The organism is Micromonospora maris AB-18-032 (genome assembly GCF_000204155.1).
Lineage (GTDB): Bacteria > Actinomycetota > Actinomycetes > Mycobacteriales > Micromonosporaceae > Micromonospora > Micromonospora gifhornensis.
Genome location: NC_015434.1, coordinates 94,440 through 109,330, shown reverse-complemented (window position 1 = coordinate 109,330; position 14,891 = coordinate 94,440). Strand labels below are relative to the sequence as shown.

The window sequence follows — 14,891 nt, the reverse complement described above, 5'->3', positions numbered from 1 at the left end:
CGGTCCGTCGACGGCCTTCTCACCGTACCGTCGGTGACCCGGTGCTTCCCGGGTGATCCGGAGTGGGGCAGGCCGGCTCGCCCGACCTGCTCGGACCCGCCGAGGCGCTGGGCCCGTCGGGCGTGGCGGGGTCCCGGGGCAGGTGGGGGTTCGCCGACGTGGACGGCTCCGACGTGGACGGCTCCGTCGTGGCAGGCGAGTCGGTGGCAGGTGGGTCGGTTGCGGGCGGGTCGGTGCTCGCCGACGGGTCGGTCGGGTCCGGCGGTTCCGCCGATGCGCTCGGCCCGGCACCGCCCGGGTCCGGCGAGGCGGACGGGCTCACGGAATCACTCGGCACGGGCGGGTCACTCGGGACCGGCGGTGGCGAGGTAGGTGTGGCCGGCGGCGCGGGAGTGACTCCCGGCACCGGCCGGGTCGGCGTGGGGTGGGGAGTCGGGGTCGGGCGCGGGAGCGGCGCGGGCACCGGGCTGGGCGGCCGAGGTCGGGGGTCACTGTCCGGTAGCTCCGGGCGACGCTCGGGTGTCAGGTCCACCGGCGTCGGCCCCGGGTCAGGTCGGTCCACCGGGTCGATCGGCGGGGCGGCCGGAGCGGTCGACGGCACCGCCGTCGAGGTGGCTGCGGGGGCACCGGTGGGCGGCGGCGGGATGACCACCGGCCCGATGGACGGCGTCGGGATGAACGGCGTACCGCTGTCCGGCAGGGCGGTGCTGCCCACCGTCGCCGAGCCGGTGCTGATCGCGGCGAGAACCGGCATCGAGGCCGTGCCGGCGAGCAGCGCCACGGTCAGCAGGTAACCGCGGGACGGACCGGCGGTGCGTACGGCGCGGTGGGTACCCACCACCCGGCGGTAGCTGCCGGGTGCCCGGTGCCGGCCGGAACTCCCGGCGCCCTCGTCTGGTTCCGACACCACGCACTCCTCGTCGTCGCCCGGGGCCTGGACCGTGATGAGCTGCCCCGGCGGACCGCCGAGTGAGATCGGGGTCCAGCCGGAAACAGCGTCGGTCAGCGACTCCGGGTCAGCCAACCCCCCACCGCGTGTCGAAACGCTCATATGGCCGAATAGCGACAAATCATCACCGGAACGTCCGGGCGTCATTGGAGCCGACACCCCGGCATTTCAGGTAACGAACCGGACCGGCCCTGGGATGCGGGGCAGGCAGGGTGTGGGGCGGCTCACCTGTGATGCGAATATGGAGCCACGACGGCAGCGCAGCCGTGACCTCCGCGCACCCACGCGGAAGGCGCGACTGGGCGCCGGCGCTCCCGAACCGGGTTCGGCCATGAATCCGGCTCAGGCCGCGCGGCAACCCCCACCGGGGCTAGGCGCGGTCGCCAGGAACCGATCCCGGCACCAGCCGGGGCGGGCTCACGAGTCGCGCGGCCGGGTGACCCCCCGGTGCCGACGCAGACACGACAGGGAGAGACGGATGGCAAAGGGCGACCCCGGGGCCAGCACCCGCGGCCGGCGAGCCGCACCCCGATCCAGGAAAGCCGCGACCGGCGACCCGGAACTGGTGCAACTGCTCACCCCGTCGGGTGAGCGCATCGACAGCGTCACCGGCCCGGACGGCGTCGAATACCGCGTCGACTTCACCGACGAGGAGTACCGCGGCCTCTACCGTGACCTGGTACTCGTGCGGAAGTTGGACGCCGAGGCCACCGCCCTGCAACGGCAGGGCGAACTGGGCCTGTGGGCCAGCCTGCTGGGCCAGGAGGCCGCGCAGGTCGGTTCCGGACGGGCGCTACGCGCCCAGGACATGGCCTTCCCGACCTACCGGGAGCACGGCGTCCTCTACTGCCGTGGCATCGATCCGATCATGCCCCTGGGCCTGTTCCGCGGCGTCGATCAGGGCGGCTGGGATCCGAACGAATTCAAGTTCAACATGTACACGATCGTGATCGGGGCGCAGACCCTGCACGCGACCGGGTACGCCATGGGTGTCGCGATGGACGGCAAGACCGGCGGCGAGGACGGCGAGGCGGTCATCGCCTACTTCGGCGACGGCGCCACCAGCCAGGGCGACGTGAACGAGGCGTTCGTCTGGGCCAGCGTCTTCAACGCCCCGCTGGTGTTCTTCTGCCAGAACAACCAGTACGCCATCTCCGAGCCGTTGGAGCGGCAGACCCGGGTTCCGCTGTACCGACGGGCCGCCGGCTTCGGCTTCCCCGGTGTGCGGGTGGACGGCAACGACGTGCTGGCCACGTACGCGGTGGCCCGGCACGCCCTGGACAACGCCCGCAACGGGCAGGGCCCGAGCCTGATCGAGGCGTACACCTACCGGATGGGGGCGCACACCACCTCCGACGACCCGACCCGCTACCGCATCGCCAGCGAGGTCGAGGCCTGGCAGGCCAAGGACCCGATCGCCCGGATGAAGGCCTTCCTGGAGCGGGAGAAGATCGCCGACAGCGACTTCTTCGCCGAGGTCGACGAGCAGGCCCGCCGGGAGGCGATCGACCTGCGCGAGCGGGTGCTGGCCATGCCGAACCCGGAGCCGGTCACCATGTTCGACCACGTCTACCCCAACGGGTCGCCGCTGCTCGACGAGCAGCGCGCACAGTTCAACAAGTACTTCGACTCGTTCGAGGGGAGCGCACACTGATGGCCACGGAGACGCTCACCCTCGGCAAGGCCCTCAACGTCGGCCTGCGCAAGGCCCTGGAGAACGACCCCAAGGTCGTCATCATGGGCGAGGACGTCGGCAAGCTCGGCGGCGTCTTCCGGATCACCGACGGGTTGCAGAAGGACTTCGGCGACCAGCGGGTGATCGACACGCCGCTCGCCGAGTCGGGCATCATCGGCACCGCGGTCGGCCTGGCCATCCGGGGCTACCGGCCGGTCTGCGAGATCCAGTTCGACGGCTTCGTCTACCCGGCGTACGACCAGATCGTGTCGCAGGTGGCGAAGATGCACTACCGCTCGGGCGGCAACCTGCGCATCCCGATGGTCATCCGAATTCCCTTCGGCGGCGGCATCGGTGCGGTGGAGCACCACTCGGAGTCGCCCGAGGCGTACTTCGCCCACACCGCCGGACTCAAGGTCGTCTCCTGCGCCAACCCGCAGGACGCGTACGTGATGATCCAGCAGGCGATTGCCTCGGACGACCCGATCGTCTTCCTGGAGCCGAAGCGGCGCTACTGGGAGAAGGGCCAGGTCGACCTGGACACGCCACTGACCGAGGCGTACCCCCTGCACTCGGCCCGGGTGGTGCGGCCCGGCACGGACGCCACAGTGCTGGCGTACGGCCCGATGGTGCGCACCTGCCTGGACGCGGCGACCGCCGCGGCCGAGGACGGCCGCAACCTGGAGGTCATCGACCTGCGCACGCTCTCCCCGCTGGACCTGGCTGCGGTGTACGAGTCGGTGCGGCGCACCGGCCGCGCGGTGGTGGTGCACGAGGCACCGTCCAACGTGGGCCTGGGCGCGGAGATCGCCGCCCGGATCACCGAGGAGTGCTTCTACTCGCTGGAGTCCCCGGTGCTGCGGGTGACCGGCTTCGACACCCCCTACCCGGCCGCCCGGGTGGAGGAGGAGTACCTGCCCGACCTCGACCGGGTGCTCGACGCCGTCGACCGCACCTTCGGCTGGTGAGCGTTATGTCCCGGATCAAGGAGTTCAACCTTCCCGACCTGGGGGAGGGCCTGACCGAGGGCGAGATCCTCGCCTGGCTGGTCAAGGTGGGCGACACCATCGAGCTGAACCAACCGATCGTCGAGGTGGAGACCGCCAAGGCGGCGGTGGAGATCCCCGCGAAGTGGGCCGGTCAGGTGCAGGCGATCTTCCACCCGGAGGGCACCACGGTCGAGGTCGGTACGCCGATCATCGCGATCGACACCGACCCGGGCGCCGGGCCGGTCGAGTCCTCGACCGAGGAACTGCCCGCGCCCTCGGCGGCGTCGCTGGCCGCCGTCGACATCGCTCCGGCAGAGGGCGCGGTCGAGCCGGGCCTGATCGGCGGTCCCGCACCGGGCGGTCGTACCGCCGTCCTGGTCGGCTACGGCCCGCGCACCACCGCCGCGAAGCGCCGTCCCCGCAAGGGCGCGGCCCCGGCCCAGGCCACCACCGCCCCGGTCACCCCGGCCGCGCCGGCCCCGGTCGTCGCGGCTCCGGTGCCGGTGCAGGCCGCGCCGGTGCCGACGGTGAACGGCAACGGTCACCCCGGCGGTCCGGTGCTGGCCAAGCCGCCGGTACGCAAGCTCGCCAAGGATCTCGGCGTCGACCTGCGTACGCTGACCGGCTCGGGCCCGCTCGGCTCGATCACCCGGGAGGACGTCCAGCAGGCGGTGGCGGCGTCGTCGGCTGCGGCCGAGCCGCTGACGGTCGGCGCGGCGGCCACCTCCGCCGCGAGCTTCGGTGCCGACCGCGAGCAGCGCATCCCGGTGAAGGGGGTACGCAAGCTCACCGCCGAGAACATGTCCCGCTCGGCGTTCACCGCCCCGCACGTCACCGAGTTCCTCACCATCGACATGACCCGGGCGATGAAGGCGCTGGACCGGCTGCGTGGCCGGCGGGAGTGGCGCGACGTACGGGTCTCGCCGCTGCTGCTGGTGGCGAAGGCGGTGCTGCTGGCGGTCAAGCGACACCCGATGGTCAACTCGACCTGGGCCGGCGACGAGATCGTCGTCAAGGAGTACGTCAACCTGGGCATCGCGGCGGCCACCGAGCGCGGCCTGATCGTGCCGAACATCAAGGATGCCGGCCGGCTGACCCTGCGGGAGTTGGCGGACGCGATGACGGACCTGGTGCAGACCGCCAAGGCCGGCAGGACCTCGCCGGCTGCCATGTCGGGCGGCACGCTGACCATCACCAACGTCGGTGTGTTCGGGGTGGACACCGGGACCCCGATCCTGCCGCCGGGGGAATCGGCGATCCTGGCCTTCGGGGCGGTGCGCGAGCAGCCCTGGGTGCACAAGGGCAAGGTGAAACCACGCATGGTGACCACGCTCGCGCTCTCCTTCGACCACCGGATCATCGACGGTGAGCTGGGTTCGAAGTTCCTGCGCGACATCGGTGACTTCCTCACCGACCCCGAGGCGGCACTGCTCGCCTGGACCTGACGCGCTGCGACGACGGCCGGTGTGCCACGGGTGAACGCCCGGCACGCCGGCCGTTGCCGTTGGGTGAAGAATGCCGGTCCACATCGCACCCCACACCTAAGATTCGTAGGCTCGTGGCGCAGCTCACCTAATAATCGATGGATGCTGGCGGCGTTTTGCTGTTCAATAGAGACATCACCGGGCCGACAACCGAATAGCCAGCAGGAGAGAACCATGAGCATGATCGAGCGAATCCGTAGCCGCCGCGACGCCAACCGCCGCGCCCGGGCCATCGAGCGGGCCCTGCGCTCCGCCAGCTCGCCGGCCGTACGCGACGAGATCCTCGTCATCGCCCAGCGTCACATGCACTGACGCCCACGACGTTTATTCACCTCCTCCCCGACGACGACCCGCCCGGATCACCGGGCGGGTCGTTGTCATTGCGCCCATGCCCTGACACCGGGATACCGCCTCGCCCCAGCGCCCGGTACGGTGGGGCACGGTCGTCATCCCCGGCCCCGGGAAGGTCGATGCGATAGATGCGAATCGACACCACCCGGCAACGGACAGTGATGATTGGCGCTCCCCGGATGCGCCCCGGTGACCACCGGATACGGTGCGGGGGGAGCCGGCACGGCCGGCACGCCGGCACCGCCGGCTGCCCGGCCGAGACGATCGGCGACGGCGGCCGACATGTGATGGAGGAGGCGCACGCATGACGTCCGAGGGCCCGCACCACCCCGGCCACGAGCCGGACGAGGTGCCGCCGGGCGGCGGCGGATCGGCGCCGTACGGCGACCGCCCGGTTCAGCAGGAGAACGGATACGGCGCACCTGCCTCGGATCTCGGCTGGGCACCCCCACCGCCGGCCCGACCCGACCAGGCCGCTCCCGCCTGGGCGAGTCAGCCGGGTGCCGGCTGGGGCAACCAGCAGGCCAACCGGCAGGCGCAGGCTCCGAGCGCCGGCACCTGGACGCCGGCCGGCGGCCAGCAGTCCTGGAACCCACCGGGCGAGCAGCCCGCCGCCAACTGGCCGGCAGCGTCCACGTCGGACCAGCCGGCCTGGGCCAACGCTGGGCAGAGCAACCCGGCCTGGGGTGGTGCCCCCACATCAGAGAGCACCCAGCCAGCTGAGTGGACACCCCACCAGACCTCGTCGGACCAGTCCGCGAGCAGCCAGTCAGGCTCCCCACCCGCCAGTTGGCAGGGCAACCAGCAGCCGGAGTGGAACACCGCCCCCCGCCCGGGGGAGCAACCTCCCGGCTGGGCCGCCGGCGCACCCGAGTCGGCGCAGCCGGACTGGGCGCAGGCGAAGCCCGCCCAGCCCGACTGGGCGCAGGCCAACCCGCCTTCACAGTCCGAGCGGGCGCAGAGCAACTCGCCCGCGCAGCCCAACTGGACGCAGAGCAGCCCGCCTGCTCAACCGGACTGGGCGCAGGGCAGTGCGCCCGCGCAACCGGACTGGGCGCAGGGCAACTCCCCCGCGCAGCCGGACTGGGCCCAGGCCAAGCCCGCCCAGCCCGACTGGGCGCAGGCCAACCCGCCGGCGCAGCCGGACTGGGCGCAGACCAGCCCGGCAGCCCAACCGGAGTGGGCGCAGGGCGGCCCGTCCGCGCAGCCGGACTGGGCTCAGACCGATCAGGCCGCGACGCGCGGCGAGCCGGCCGCCCGGGCCACCGCCCAGGTGCCACCGGCCGACCCGGCACCGCAGCAGCATTCCGCTCCCGGCGACCCGGCCCGCGCCGGTGCCTGGCCGGGCGAGCAGCAGGAACAACCCGGTTGGCCCGTCGGCCAGGGACGCCAGCCGGAGCCGGCTGGCTGGGCTCAGGATCAGGCCCCGGCCTGGACGCCCACCGAGGCCGCCAGCGGATCGGCATCGCCGCTGCCGTCCCGCAACGCCGCCGACCGCGCGCCGCTGACCGAGATCGAGCCGTGGGCACCCGGCGAGGCCTGGGGTGGTGGCGGGGCACCCGAGGCAGGGCCGTCCCGATCCGACACCGGGCGTGCCGAGGAGAGCCCGGTGTACCAGCCCGCGCCGGCGCCCGGCATCTCGCCGGCCAACATGGTTCCGCTGCCGCCGCAGGAGCAGCGGATCCCCGGTGCCAGCCTGGCTGCGGCACCCCCGGCCGACTATTCCGCCCCGGGCCAGTACCCCGGCGACCAGTCCACGCCGGGTCAGCGCCCCGGTGCCGACCAGCCGGCCGGCAGCTGGGGGCAGCCCGAGTCGCGGCCGGACGAGCCGAAGCCGCCGGCTGAGGCGTCGATCCCCGCCCCCCGTACCTCGCCCGAGTCGGTCGGCCGGGCCACCCCGCCGACGGCGGCGGCCGGCGGCGTCTCGGCCAGCGCGTCGGTGCCGACGACCAGCCGGGTCACCCCGCCGGCCGATCACACGGCCATCCCGACCAGCACGCCGGCACCTCGGGTGTACGGCCGGCCGGCCCGTCCGGAGCCGGAGGAGCCGGTCCAGGAGCGCGAGGAGCAGCCCCAGCCGCCCCGGTTCGGCCAGGGCCCGGAGCCACGCTTCGCCGATCACGAGCAGGCTGGACCGTCCGCCTTCACCGGCGCAGCCGCTCCCGCGTCCCCGGCCTTCCCGCCGGGCCTGCCCGCCTTCGCCGACGCGCCGGCCACCGATCGGCCGGTCAACGGCGTCAAGCCGCACCCCGAGCCGGAGCGACCGGCCGACCGCTTCGGCGGCCCCGCCGGGGATCCCTTCGGCAGCCCGGCCGGTGACCCGTACGGCGGCGCGGCTCGCGACCCCTTCGGCGGCCCGACCGACCGCCCCGGCGTCACCTACGGTTCCCCCGCCCGTCCGGAGTCGGGCCCAGACCACACGTCGGCCTTCCCGCCGGGGCCCCAGGCGAACGCGCCGTGGAGTCCGGGCACGCCGGCAGCCGAGCCGGAGCAGGGCCGCTTCGACGCGTTCAAGCCGGTCGCCGAGCCGGCCGCCGACGCGCCGCCACCGAAGGTACGCAACGGCCGGGTGCTCGCCGCGGTGCTTGTCGCCGCGGTGCTCATCCTCGCCATCCCGCTCGGCCTACTGCTGCTGCTCGGCAAGTTCGGCGGCTCGGACGACAACGCCTTCGACCCGGCGGTCGGCTCCTGCGTCAAGCGCTCGGGCGACTCCGCCGTCGAGGCGGTGTGCGGGGAGCCGGAGTCGTTCAGCGTGGTGTCGAAGGTCGAGTCGAAGGACAAGTGCCCCGACCCCGCCCTGCCGTACGTCGAGTTGCGCGGCGACGTGGCCAACCCGGTGCTCTGCCTGAAGAACTCCGCCGGCTGATCACTCGCTGCCACCCGCGCGGTTACGACAAACGCGAAGCGCCCGCCCTCGCCAAGGGGCGGGCGCTTTCGCACACTCCGGTGGCCCGGAGGCGGCCCGCTCGTGCTGGATGCCGCCAGGTGATCCGCCCAGCGGGTCGGCGCGGCCTGCGGTACGGCACGATGGGGGTATGAGTGCACGCGTACGGGCGCCGGAGCTGCGGGGTCGGGGTTGGCTGAACACCGGGGGGCGCGAGCTGACGCTCGCCGACCTCCGCGGCAAGATCGTGATCGCCGATTTCTGGACGTTCTGCTGCATCAACTGCCTGCACGTGCTTGACGAACTGCGCCCGCTCGAGGAGAAGTACGCGGACGTCCTCGTCGTGATCGGGGTGCACTCGCCGAAGTTCGAGCACGAGAAGGATCCGGTCGCGCTTGCCGACGCCGTCGAGCGGTACGGCGTGCACCACCCCGTACTCGATGATCCTGAGCTGGACATGTGGCAGCAGTACGCGGCCCGCGCCTGGCCGACCCTCGCGGTGATCGACCCCGAGGGCTACGTGGTGGCCACGATGGCCGGCGAGGGTCACGCCGAAGGGTTGGCCCGGTTGATCGACGACCTGGTCGCCACCCACGAGGCCAAGGGCACGCTGCACCGGGGCGACGGCCCGTACGTCCCGCCGGCGGAGCCGCAGACCACCCTGCGTTTCCCCGGAAAGCTGGTGGTCGGGCCGGACGGCACCCTGCTGGTGTCGGACTCCGCCCGGCACCGGGTGGTCGAGTTGGCCGCCGACGGGGAGACGCTGCTGCGCGCCATCGGCACCGGCAGCCGGGGCCGGGTCGACGGTACGGCCGACACCGCGACCTTCTCCGAGCCCCAGGGGCTGTGCCTGCTCCCGCCGCACGTGGCCGAGGTGGCCGGCTACGACCTGGTGGTCGCCGACACGGTCAACCACCTGCTGCGCGGCGTACGCCTGGGCAGCGGTGAGGTGGTCACCGTGGCCGGCACCGGGCGGCAGTGGCGCTCCACGGTCGACGACCACGCCCACGACGCGCTCTCGGTCGACCTCTCCTCGCCCTGGGACCTCGCCTGGTACGACGACAAGGTCGTCATCGCCATGGCCGGCATCCACCAACTGTGGTGGTTCGATCCGATCAAGCGGACCGCCGGCATGTACGCCGGCACGACTGTGGAGGCGCTGCGCGACGGGCCGCTGGCGGAGACCTGGCTGGCGCAGCCGTCCGGGCTCGCCGTCTCCGCCGACGGCCGCCGACTCTGGGTCGCCGACAGCGAGAGCAGTGCCATCCGGTACGTCGAGGACGACGTCATGGGTACGGCGGTCGGTCAAGGCCTGTTCGACTTCGGTCACGTGGACGGGCCGGCGGCGCAGGCGCTGCTCCAGCACCCGCTCGGCGTCTGCGCGCTGCCCGACGGTTCGGTGCTGATCGCGGACACCTACAACGGGGCGGTACGGCGCTACGACCCGGCGACGGACGAGGTGTCGACAGTGGCCACCGACCTGGCCGAGCCGAGCGACCTGGCGCTCACCCCGGACGGTGCGGTGCTGGTGGTGGAGTCCGCCGGGCACCGGATCACCCGGTTGGCCCCGGGTGCGCTCTCCGCCGTCGGCGCGAGCACCGTCGACGGCCCGCGCCACCGGACCGAACGCAAGCCGACCGACCTGGCGGCCGGTGAGGTGACGCTGGACGTGATCTTCACCCCGGCGCCCGGGCAGAAGCTCGACGAGACGTACGGCCCGTCCACCCGGGTGATGGTGTCCGCGTCCCCGCCGGAGTTGCTGGTCGAGGGGGCCGGCACCAGCACGGACCTGTCCCGCCGGCTGGTGCTCTCCGACTCGGTGACCGAGGGCGTGCTCCAGGTGACCGCCCAGGCGGCCACCTGCGACGCCGACGTCGAGCATGCGGCGTGCCACCTGACCCGACAGGACTGGGGCATCCCGGTACGTGTCGCCACCGGCAGCGCGACCCGTCTCCCTCTGGTGCTGCGCGGCCTCGACGCCGGCTGACGCCGCATCGGGCGGATTGTGTTAACAGGGGGCCCCTCCTCTACCGCAGGCGTTAACAAGGTGCCCTTCCTTTCACCTCAGGTGAAGGGGGTGGGGGTGGCGCCGGCGTCGATGAGGGCGGCGCGGACGAGTTCCGCGGCGGCCACCGCGCCGGGGCTGTCGCCGTGCAGGCAGATCGAGTCGACCACGCACGGGAACACGCTGCCGTCGGTGGCCACCACCGTCTGCTCGGTGGCCATCCGTACGGCCCGGCGGGCCACCTCCATCGGGTCGGTGACCAGGGCGTCGGGCGAGGTACGCGGCACCAGTTGACCGTTGGGCAGGTAGTTGCGGTCGGCGAAGCCCTCGGCCACCACCCGCAACCCTGCGCCCTGGGCGAGTTGAGCCAGCACCGAACCGGGCAGGCAGAGCAGGGGCAGTTCCGGGTCGTAGTCGTTCACGGCGGCCACCACCGCCGCCGCCTGTGTCTCGTCGCGGGCCGCCGCGTGGTAGAGCGCGCCGTGCGGCTTCAGGTAGCGGACCCGGGTGCGGTACGCGCGACAGAAGGCGTCGAGCGCACCGAGCTGGTACAGGACCTCGTCACGCAGTTCCGCGAACTCGTACGCGATGTGTCGACGGCCGAAGCCGGCCAGGTCGCGGTAGCCGACCTGGGCACCGACGGCGACCCGGCGTTCGGCTGCGGCGGCGCAGACCCGGCGCATCGTCACCGGGTCACCGGCGTGGAAGCCGCAGGCCACGTTGGCCGAGGTGACCAGTTCCAGCAGTGCCTCGTCGTCGCCGAGTTGCCAGACACCGAAGCCTTCACCGAGATCAGCGTTGAGGTCCATGGAACCTGACGGTAGTGCCTGGTCTGGCCTGGGCGAGCGGGGTCACGTCGTCCACCACGGCGATGACGGGATATCCGCCGGTGGTGGGATGGTCGGCGAGGAAGATCAACGGCTGGCCGTCCGCCGGCACCTGGACCGCACCGAGGACGACCCCCTCGCTGTGCAGTTCCCCGGGCACCGCGCGGGGCAGCGGTGCGCCGGTCAGTCGCGCGCCGACCCGGTTACTCAACGGACTCACCGTGTACGCCGTGCCGTACAGCCGGTCGAGCGCCACGGTGTCGAACCAGTCGTGTCGCGGCCCGAGGCGGACGGTCAGGTGCAGCTCCTGCGGGTGTGCCCTCGGCACGGTGACGTCGACCGGGGCGGGTGGGCCGATCGGGACGCCCACCGGCAGCCGGTCGCCGTCGCGCAGTGGTGCCGGTCCGAGTCCGGCGAGGGTGTCGGTGGCCCGGCTGTCCAGCACCGGGTCCACGGCGATGCCGCCCGCCACCGCCAGCCAGCAGCGCAGACCCCGTCGGGCGGGGCCGATCCGCAACACCGCCCCCGCCGGTACGGCCAGCGGACGACCGGGGTCGCCGGGCCGCTCGCCCACCCGGACGTCGACCTCGGCACCGACGACGGCAACGGTGGTGGCCCGGGTGAAGCGCAGTGCGCAGCCGGTCATGGTGATCTCCAGGCCGGCCGCCGGTTCCGGGTTGCCGACCAGCCGGTTGGCCAGCCGTAACGCCTCCGGGTCGAGCGCGCCGGAGCGGGGGACCCCGAGGTGCGCCCAGCCGGGGCGGCCCAGATCCTGCACGGTGGTCAGCGCCCCGGCGGTCAGTACCTCGATCTCGCTCATGTCGGCAGCAGGCGCACCGGGGTGCCGGGGGTGAGCCGGGCCGGCGGGTCGGCGTGCACGTCGAACAGGGCCAGCGTGGTACGCCCCACCAGCAGCCAACCGCCCGGTGAGGCGGTGGGATAGATCCCGGCGTACGGGCCGGCCAGTGCCACCGAGCCGGCCGGCACCCGGGGTCGCGGCGAGGGCAGCCGGGGCACCGCCAGTTCGGCGGGGAGCCCGGTCAGGTAGCCGAAGCCGGGGGCGAAGCCGCAGAAGGCCACCCGGAATTCGGTATGCGCGATGCGGCGCACCACGGACGGCACATCCGTGTGCCAGAGTGCCGCCACCCGGGGCAGATCCTCCCCGTCGTACGTCACCGGCACCTCGACCGGTTCGGCGGCGGCCGACGTGGTCAGCGGCGGCGTCGGGGTCCACGTCCTGATGGCGGCCGCGGTGGTCGCCGGGTCCGGTACGCCGTCGAGCAGCACGGTGGCCGCCGCCGGGACGATCTCGGTGGCCACCAGGTCGCCCCGCTCCCGACGACGCCACAGCTCGGCCCGCCACCCCTCCACCACTGCGGGGTCCACCGGCTCGGCAGGGTTGGGGGAGTCGGGCTCACGGTCGGCGGGTGCGGCGAAGTCGAGGAGCAGGGCGTGCCCACCGACGCGTCTGATCCGCATGCCACTATCCTTTCGGACCGGGGCACCCGGATGCGTCATCCACTCGTCCGCAAGCGTGACCCGTTGCACTACCCGAAAGTAACCTACGCTGCCGTAACCTGGTGATGTGACGACCTCAGCACCGTCCCGGCTCAAGCCGGTCGACATCGGGAAACCCCGGATGCGCGGCTGGCTGCACACGTACGCGTTCTTCGTCGCCGTGGTCTGTGGCATTGTGCTCTGTTCGATCGCCGCCGCCCGACCCGGCTGGACACCCCTGATCAGTTGCGCCGTCTACAGCTTCACCGTCTGCGGCCTCTTCGGCACCAGCGCGCTCTACCACCGTCGCGTCTGGTCCACCCGCGGCTTCCAGGTGATGCGGCGGATGGACCACTCGATGATCTTCCTGTTCATCGCCGGCACGTACACGCCGTTCTGTCTGCTGCTGCTCGACAACCGCGCCACCGTGACCATGCTGGCGGTGGTCTGGGGCGGCGCGCTGGCCGGCGTGGCCCTCAAGATGGTCTGGCCCCACGTCTCGCGGTGGGTCTCCGCACCGCTCTACCTGGCGCTCGGCTGGGTGGCGGTGGCGATCCTGCCGGACATCCTGCGCCAGGGCGGTGTCACCGCGTTGGTGCTGCTCAGCGTCGGTGGCGCGATCTACACCGTCGGCGCGGTCTTCTACGCGCTACGCCGGCCGAACCCGTGGCCCACCGTGTTCGGGCATCACGAGTTCTTCCACGCCTGCACCCTGGTCGCGGCGATTTGTCACCACATCGCCATCTACTTCGCCCTCTTCGCCTGACCGCAGGCCACGGGGTCGGTGGGCGAACCCACCGACCCCCGGTTTGCGTACGCGGATCAGACCGTGGGGCCGGGTCGGCGCACCTCGCGGTACTCCTGCACCACCCGGTCGTCCTGCACCGGTACGGCCCGGTCGGCGACGACCCGCTCCTGACGGACCGGGGTGACCACGGTCCGTCGACGCGAGTTCCAGAAGTAGAGCGTCACTAGCAGGCCGGCAACCCCCGTGAGCATCAGCACCCAGCCGACGACGCTCAGGTTGAGCCAGCCGAGATCCGCCTCCACGGCGAACGCGAAGATCGCGCCGAGCGCGATCAGGAAGATACTGCCACCGATGCCCATCTCTCGTCTCCTCGGCTATCGAAGCTGCATTCCACTTCGCCGCGGCCATCGATGAGGTTGCGGCATGCCTGGACTTACCCCGGCACGGAGATCGCCAATCGGGCAAGCTGGTGACATGAGGGACGGCGCGGTGCAGGAACGGACGCTCGTGCTGCTGCGGCATGCCAAGGCGGAACCGCCCACGGCGGATGGTCTCGACGTCGAGCGCCCGCTGTCGGCGCGGGGACGAGCCGACGCCGCCGCGGCCGGTGCCTGGCTGGCCCGGTACGGGCTGCTGCCCGAGGTGGTGCTCTGCTCGGCGGCGCTGCGGACCCGACAGACCTGGCACGGCGTCGAGATGGGCATGACCGGGTCACCCCCGGAGGGTGGCCCGGCCGGTCCGGTGCCGGAGGTCCGTTACGAGCCGGATGCGTACGAGGCACATCCGGAGGATCTGCTGACCCTGGTACGACGGGTCGATCCGACGGTCGGCACCGTCCTGCTGATCGCCCACAACCCGGGCATCTCGCTGCTGTCGGAGCTGCTCGACCCACAGCGGGCCGACCCGGCCGGGCTGCACACCAGCGACCTGGTAGTGCACCGGAGCACGCTGCCGTGGGCGGACCTGGCTCGCGGTACGGCGGCGATCAGCACCCGGCACACCGCCCGAGGCTGAACCACACCCGCGGCTGAACACGGACGCGCCGAGTCAGCGGGAGCCTGTCCGTCCCGCTGACTCAGCGCGTGTGTCGTCTCAGCTCGGTGGTGCGGTGGGCGGCGGCGGATCGGGAGGTGGCGGCATCATCGCGGTCGGATGAGACAGCCGGTTCTCCTCCACGATCAGCGTCCTCGCCCGCTTTCGGCGGTCCTGCCAGAACCAGAGCGTGGTGAGCAGGACGCCCAGGCCGGCCAGGATGAACACCCAACCGACCGCGCGTAGGTCGACCCACCAGACGTTTGCCCGAATGGCGAAGGTCAGGATCGCACCGATGGCGATCAGGAAGATCCCACTACCAATGCCCATGTGCGCGGCACTCCCCCGTGCGGTTGCTCTGGGCGTACGTTGACTGGCTCGCGACGGTTACCCGTCCGAGCCGGGGTTACCCGCGCCGCGCCGGGGCGAACACGGCCGACGGCCGGCGGG

General features: G+C 72.6%; 14 protein-coding genes. 8 read left to right on the top strand and 6 right to left on the bottom strand.

The window, feature by feature from the left end:
* Positions 1–19 precede the first annotated feature (19 nt).
* On the bottom strand, positions 20–1,024 hold the full coding sequence (locus tag VAB18032_RS31385) for a hypothetical protein (protein WP_148272164.1): 1,005 nt from the start codon (positions 1,022–1,024) through the stop codon (positions 20–22).
* A 403-nt stretch (positions 1,025–1,427) separates the two neighbouring features.
* On the opposite strand from VAB18032_RS31385, the gene pdhA reads away from it, so the two are divergent.
* The 6 genes from pdhA (at position 1,428) to VAB18032_RS00525 (ending at position 10,319) form a co-directional block, all read left to right on the top strand.
* Positions 1,428–2,603, top strand: coding sequence for a pyruvate dehydrogenase (acetyl-transferring) E1 component subunit alpha (gene pdhA, locus VAB18032_RS00550; RefSeq protein WP_013730808.1), 1,176 nt, complete (start codon positions 1,428–1,430; stop codon positions 2,601–2,603).
* Positions 2,603–3,592, top strand: coding sequence for an alpha-ketoacid dehydrogenase subunit beta (locus VAB18032_RS00545; RefSeq protein ID WP_013730807.1), 990 nt, complete (start codon positions 2,603–2,605; stop codon positions 3,590–3,592). Before pdhA ends, VAB18032_RS00545 begins: the two co-directional genes overlap by 1 nt.
* Before the next feature lie 5 nt (positions 3,593–3,597).
* On the top strand, positions 3,598–5,058 hold the full coding sequence (locus VAB18032_RS00540; protein ID WP_013730806.1) for a dihydrolipoamide acetyltransferase family protein: 1,461 nt from the start codon (positions 3,598–3,600) through the stop codon (positions 5,056–5,058).
* Positions 5,059–5,271: 213 nt separating this feature from the next.
* Entirely contained in the window at positions 5,272–5,409 is a 138-nt protein-coding gene (locus tag VAB18032_RS32270) for a hypothetical protein (RefSeq protein WP_013730805.1), read from the top strand.
* A gap of 343 nt (positions 5,410–5,752) precedes the next feature.
* Entirely contained in the window at positions 5,753–8,314 is a 2,562-nt protein-coding gene (locus tag VAB18032_RS32455) for a hypothetical protein (RefSeq protein WP_013730803.1), read from the top strand.
* Between the two features lie 169 nt (positions 8,315–8,483).
* A complete protein-coding gene (locus tag VAB18032_RS00525; protein ID WP_013730802.1) occupies positions 8,484–10,319 on the top strand; it encodes an NHL domain-containing thioredoxin family protein in 1,836 nt (611 codons plus the stop codon).
* A gap of 77 nt (positions 10,320–10,396) precedes the next feature.
* Here VAB18032_RS00525 and VAB18032_RS00520 read toward each other — a convergent pair whose 3' ends face one another.
* The 3 genes from VAB18032_RS00520 to VAB18032_RS00510 are packed head-to-tail and all read right to left on the bottom strand — an operon-like array spanning position 10,397 to position 12,643.
* Positions 10,397–11,146, bottom strand: a complete 750-nt coding sequence (locus VAB18032_RS00520; RefSeq protein ID WP_013730801.1) for a LamB/YcsF family protein — start codon at positions 11,144–11,146, stop codon at positions 10,397–10,399.
* Positions 11,130–11,984, bottom strand: coding sequence for a 5-oxoprolinase subunit C family protein (locus VAB18032_RS00515; protein WP_013730800.1), 855 nt, complete (start codon positions 11,982–11,984; stop codon positions 11,130–11,132). Before VAB18032_RS00515 ends, VAB18032_RS00520 begins: the two co-directional genes overlap by 17 nt.
* A complete protein-coding gene (locus VAB18032_RS00510) occupies positions 11,981–12,643 on the bottom strand; it encodes a 5-oxoprolinase subunit B family protein (RefSeq protein ID WP_013730799.1) in 663 nt (220 codons plus the stop codon). Before VAB18032_RS00510 ends, VAB18032_RS00515 begins: the two co-directional genes overlap by 4 nt.
* Positions 12,644–12,749: 106 nt before the next feature.
* On the opposite strand from VAB18032_RS00510, the gene trhA reads away from it, so the two are divergent.
* Positions 12,750–13,427: a PAQR family membrane homeostasis protein TrhA gene (gene trhA, locus VAB18032_RS00505; protein WP_013730798.1), complete on the top strand. Its 678-nt coding sequence runs from the start codon at positions 12,750–12,752 to the stop codon at positions 13,425–13,427.
* A 56-nt stretch (positions 13,428–13,483) separates the two neighbouring features.
* On the opposite strand, the gene VAB18032_RS00500 is transcribed toward trhA, so the two are convergent.
* A complete protein-coding gene (locus tag VAB18032_RS00500) occupies positions 13,484–13,768 on the bottom strand; it encodes a DUF6458 family protein (protein WP_013730797.1) in 285 nt (94 codons plus the stop codon).
* Positions 13,769–13,883: 115 nt separating this feature from the next.
* On the opposite strand from VAB18032_RS00500, the gene VAB18032_RS00495 reads away from it, so the two are divergent.
* Positions 13,884–14,423 (top strand): SixA phosphatase family protein, encoded by a 540-nt coding sequence (locus VAB18032_RS00495; protein ID WP_043719200.1) that lies wholly within the window; start codon positions 13,884–13,886, stop codon positions 14,421–14,423.
* A gap of 78 nt (positions 14,424–14,501) precedes the next feature.
* Here VAB18032_RS00495 and VAB18032_RS00490 read toward each other — a convergent pair whose 3' ends face one another.
* The gene (locus tag VAB18032_RS00490) at positions 14,502–14,771 is read right to left on the bottom strand and encodes a DUF6458 family protein (protein WP_013730795.1); all 270 of its coding nucleotides are present in this window, start codon (positions 14,769–14,771) and stop codon (positions 14,502–14,504) included.
* Positions 14,772–14,891 lie beyond the last annotated feature (120 nt).

Bases quoted from the DNA above. Each gene is read 5' to 3' on its own strand.
- VAB18032_RS00490 (WP_013730795.1), bottom strand. From the start codon at position 14,771: ATGGGCATTGGTAGTGGGATCTTCCTGATCGCCATCGGTGCGATCCTG.
- VAB18032_RS00495 (WP_043719200.1), top strand. From the start codon at position 13,884: ATGAGGGACGGCGCGGTGCAGGAACGGACGCTCGTGCTGCTGCGGCAT.
- VAB18032_RS00545 (WP_013730807.1), top strand. From the start codon at position 2,603: ATGGCCACGGAGACGCTCACCCTCGGCAAGGCCCTCAACGTCGGCCTG.
- VAB18032_RS32455 (WP_013730803.1), top strand. From the start codon at position 5,753: ATGACGTCCGAGGGCCCGCACCACCCCGGCCACGAGCCGGACGAGGTG.
- VAB18032_RS32270 (WP_013730805.1), top strand. From the start codon at position 5,272: ATGAGCATGATCGAGCGAATCCGTAGCCGCCGCGACGCCAACCGCCGC.
- VAB18032_RS00525 (WP_013730802.1), top strand. From the start codon at position 8,484: ATGAGTGCACGCGTACGGGCGCCGGAGCTGCGGGGTCGGGGTTGGCTG.
- VAB18032_RS00500 (WP_013730797.1), bottom strand. From the start codon at position 13,768: ATGGGCATCGGTGGCAGTATCTTCCTGATCGCGCTCGGCGCGATCTTC.
- pdhA (WP_013730808.1), top strand. From the start codon at position 1,428: ATGGCAAAGGGCGACCCCGGGGCCAGCACCCGCGGCCGGCGAGCCGCA.
- VAB18032_RS00540 (WP_013730806.1), top strand. From the start codon at position 3,598: ATGTCCCGGATCAAGGAGTTCAACCTTCCCGACCTGGGGGAGGGCCTG.
- VAB18032_RS00515 (WP_013730800.1), bottom strand. From the start codon at position 11,984: ATGAGCGAGATCGAGGTACTGACCGCCGGGGCGCTGACCACCGTGCAG.
- VAB18032_RS00510 (WP_013730799.1), bottom strand. From the start codon at position 12,643: ATGCGGATCAGACGCGTCGGTGGGCACGCCCTGCTCCTCGACTTCGCC.
- VAB18032_RS00520 (WP_013730801.1), bottom strand. From the start codon at position 11,146: ATGGACCTCAACGCTGATCTCGGTGAAGGCTTCGGTGTCTGGCAACTC.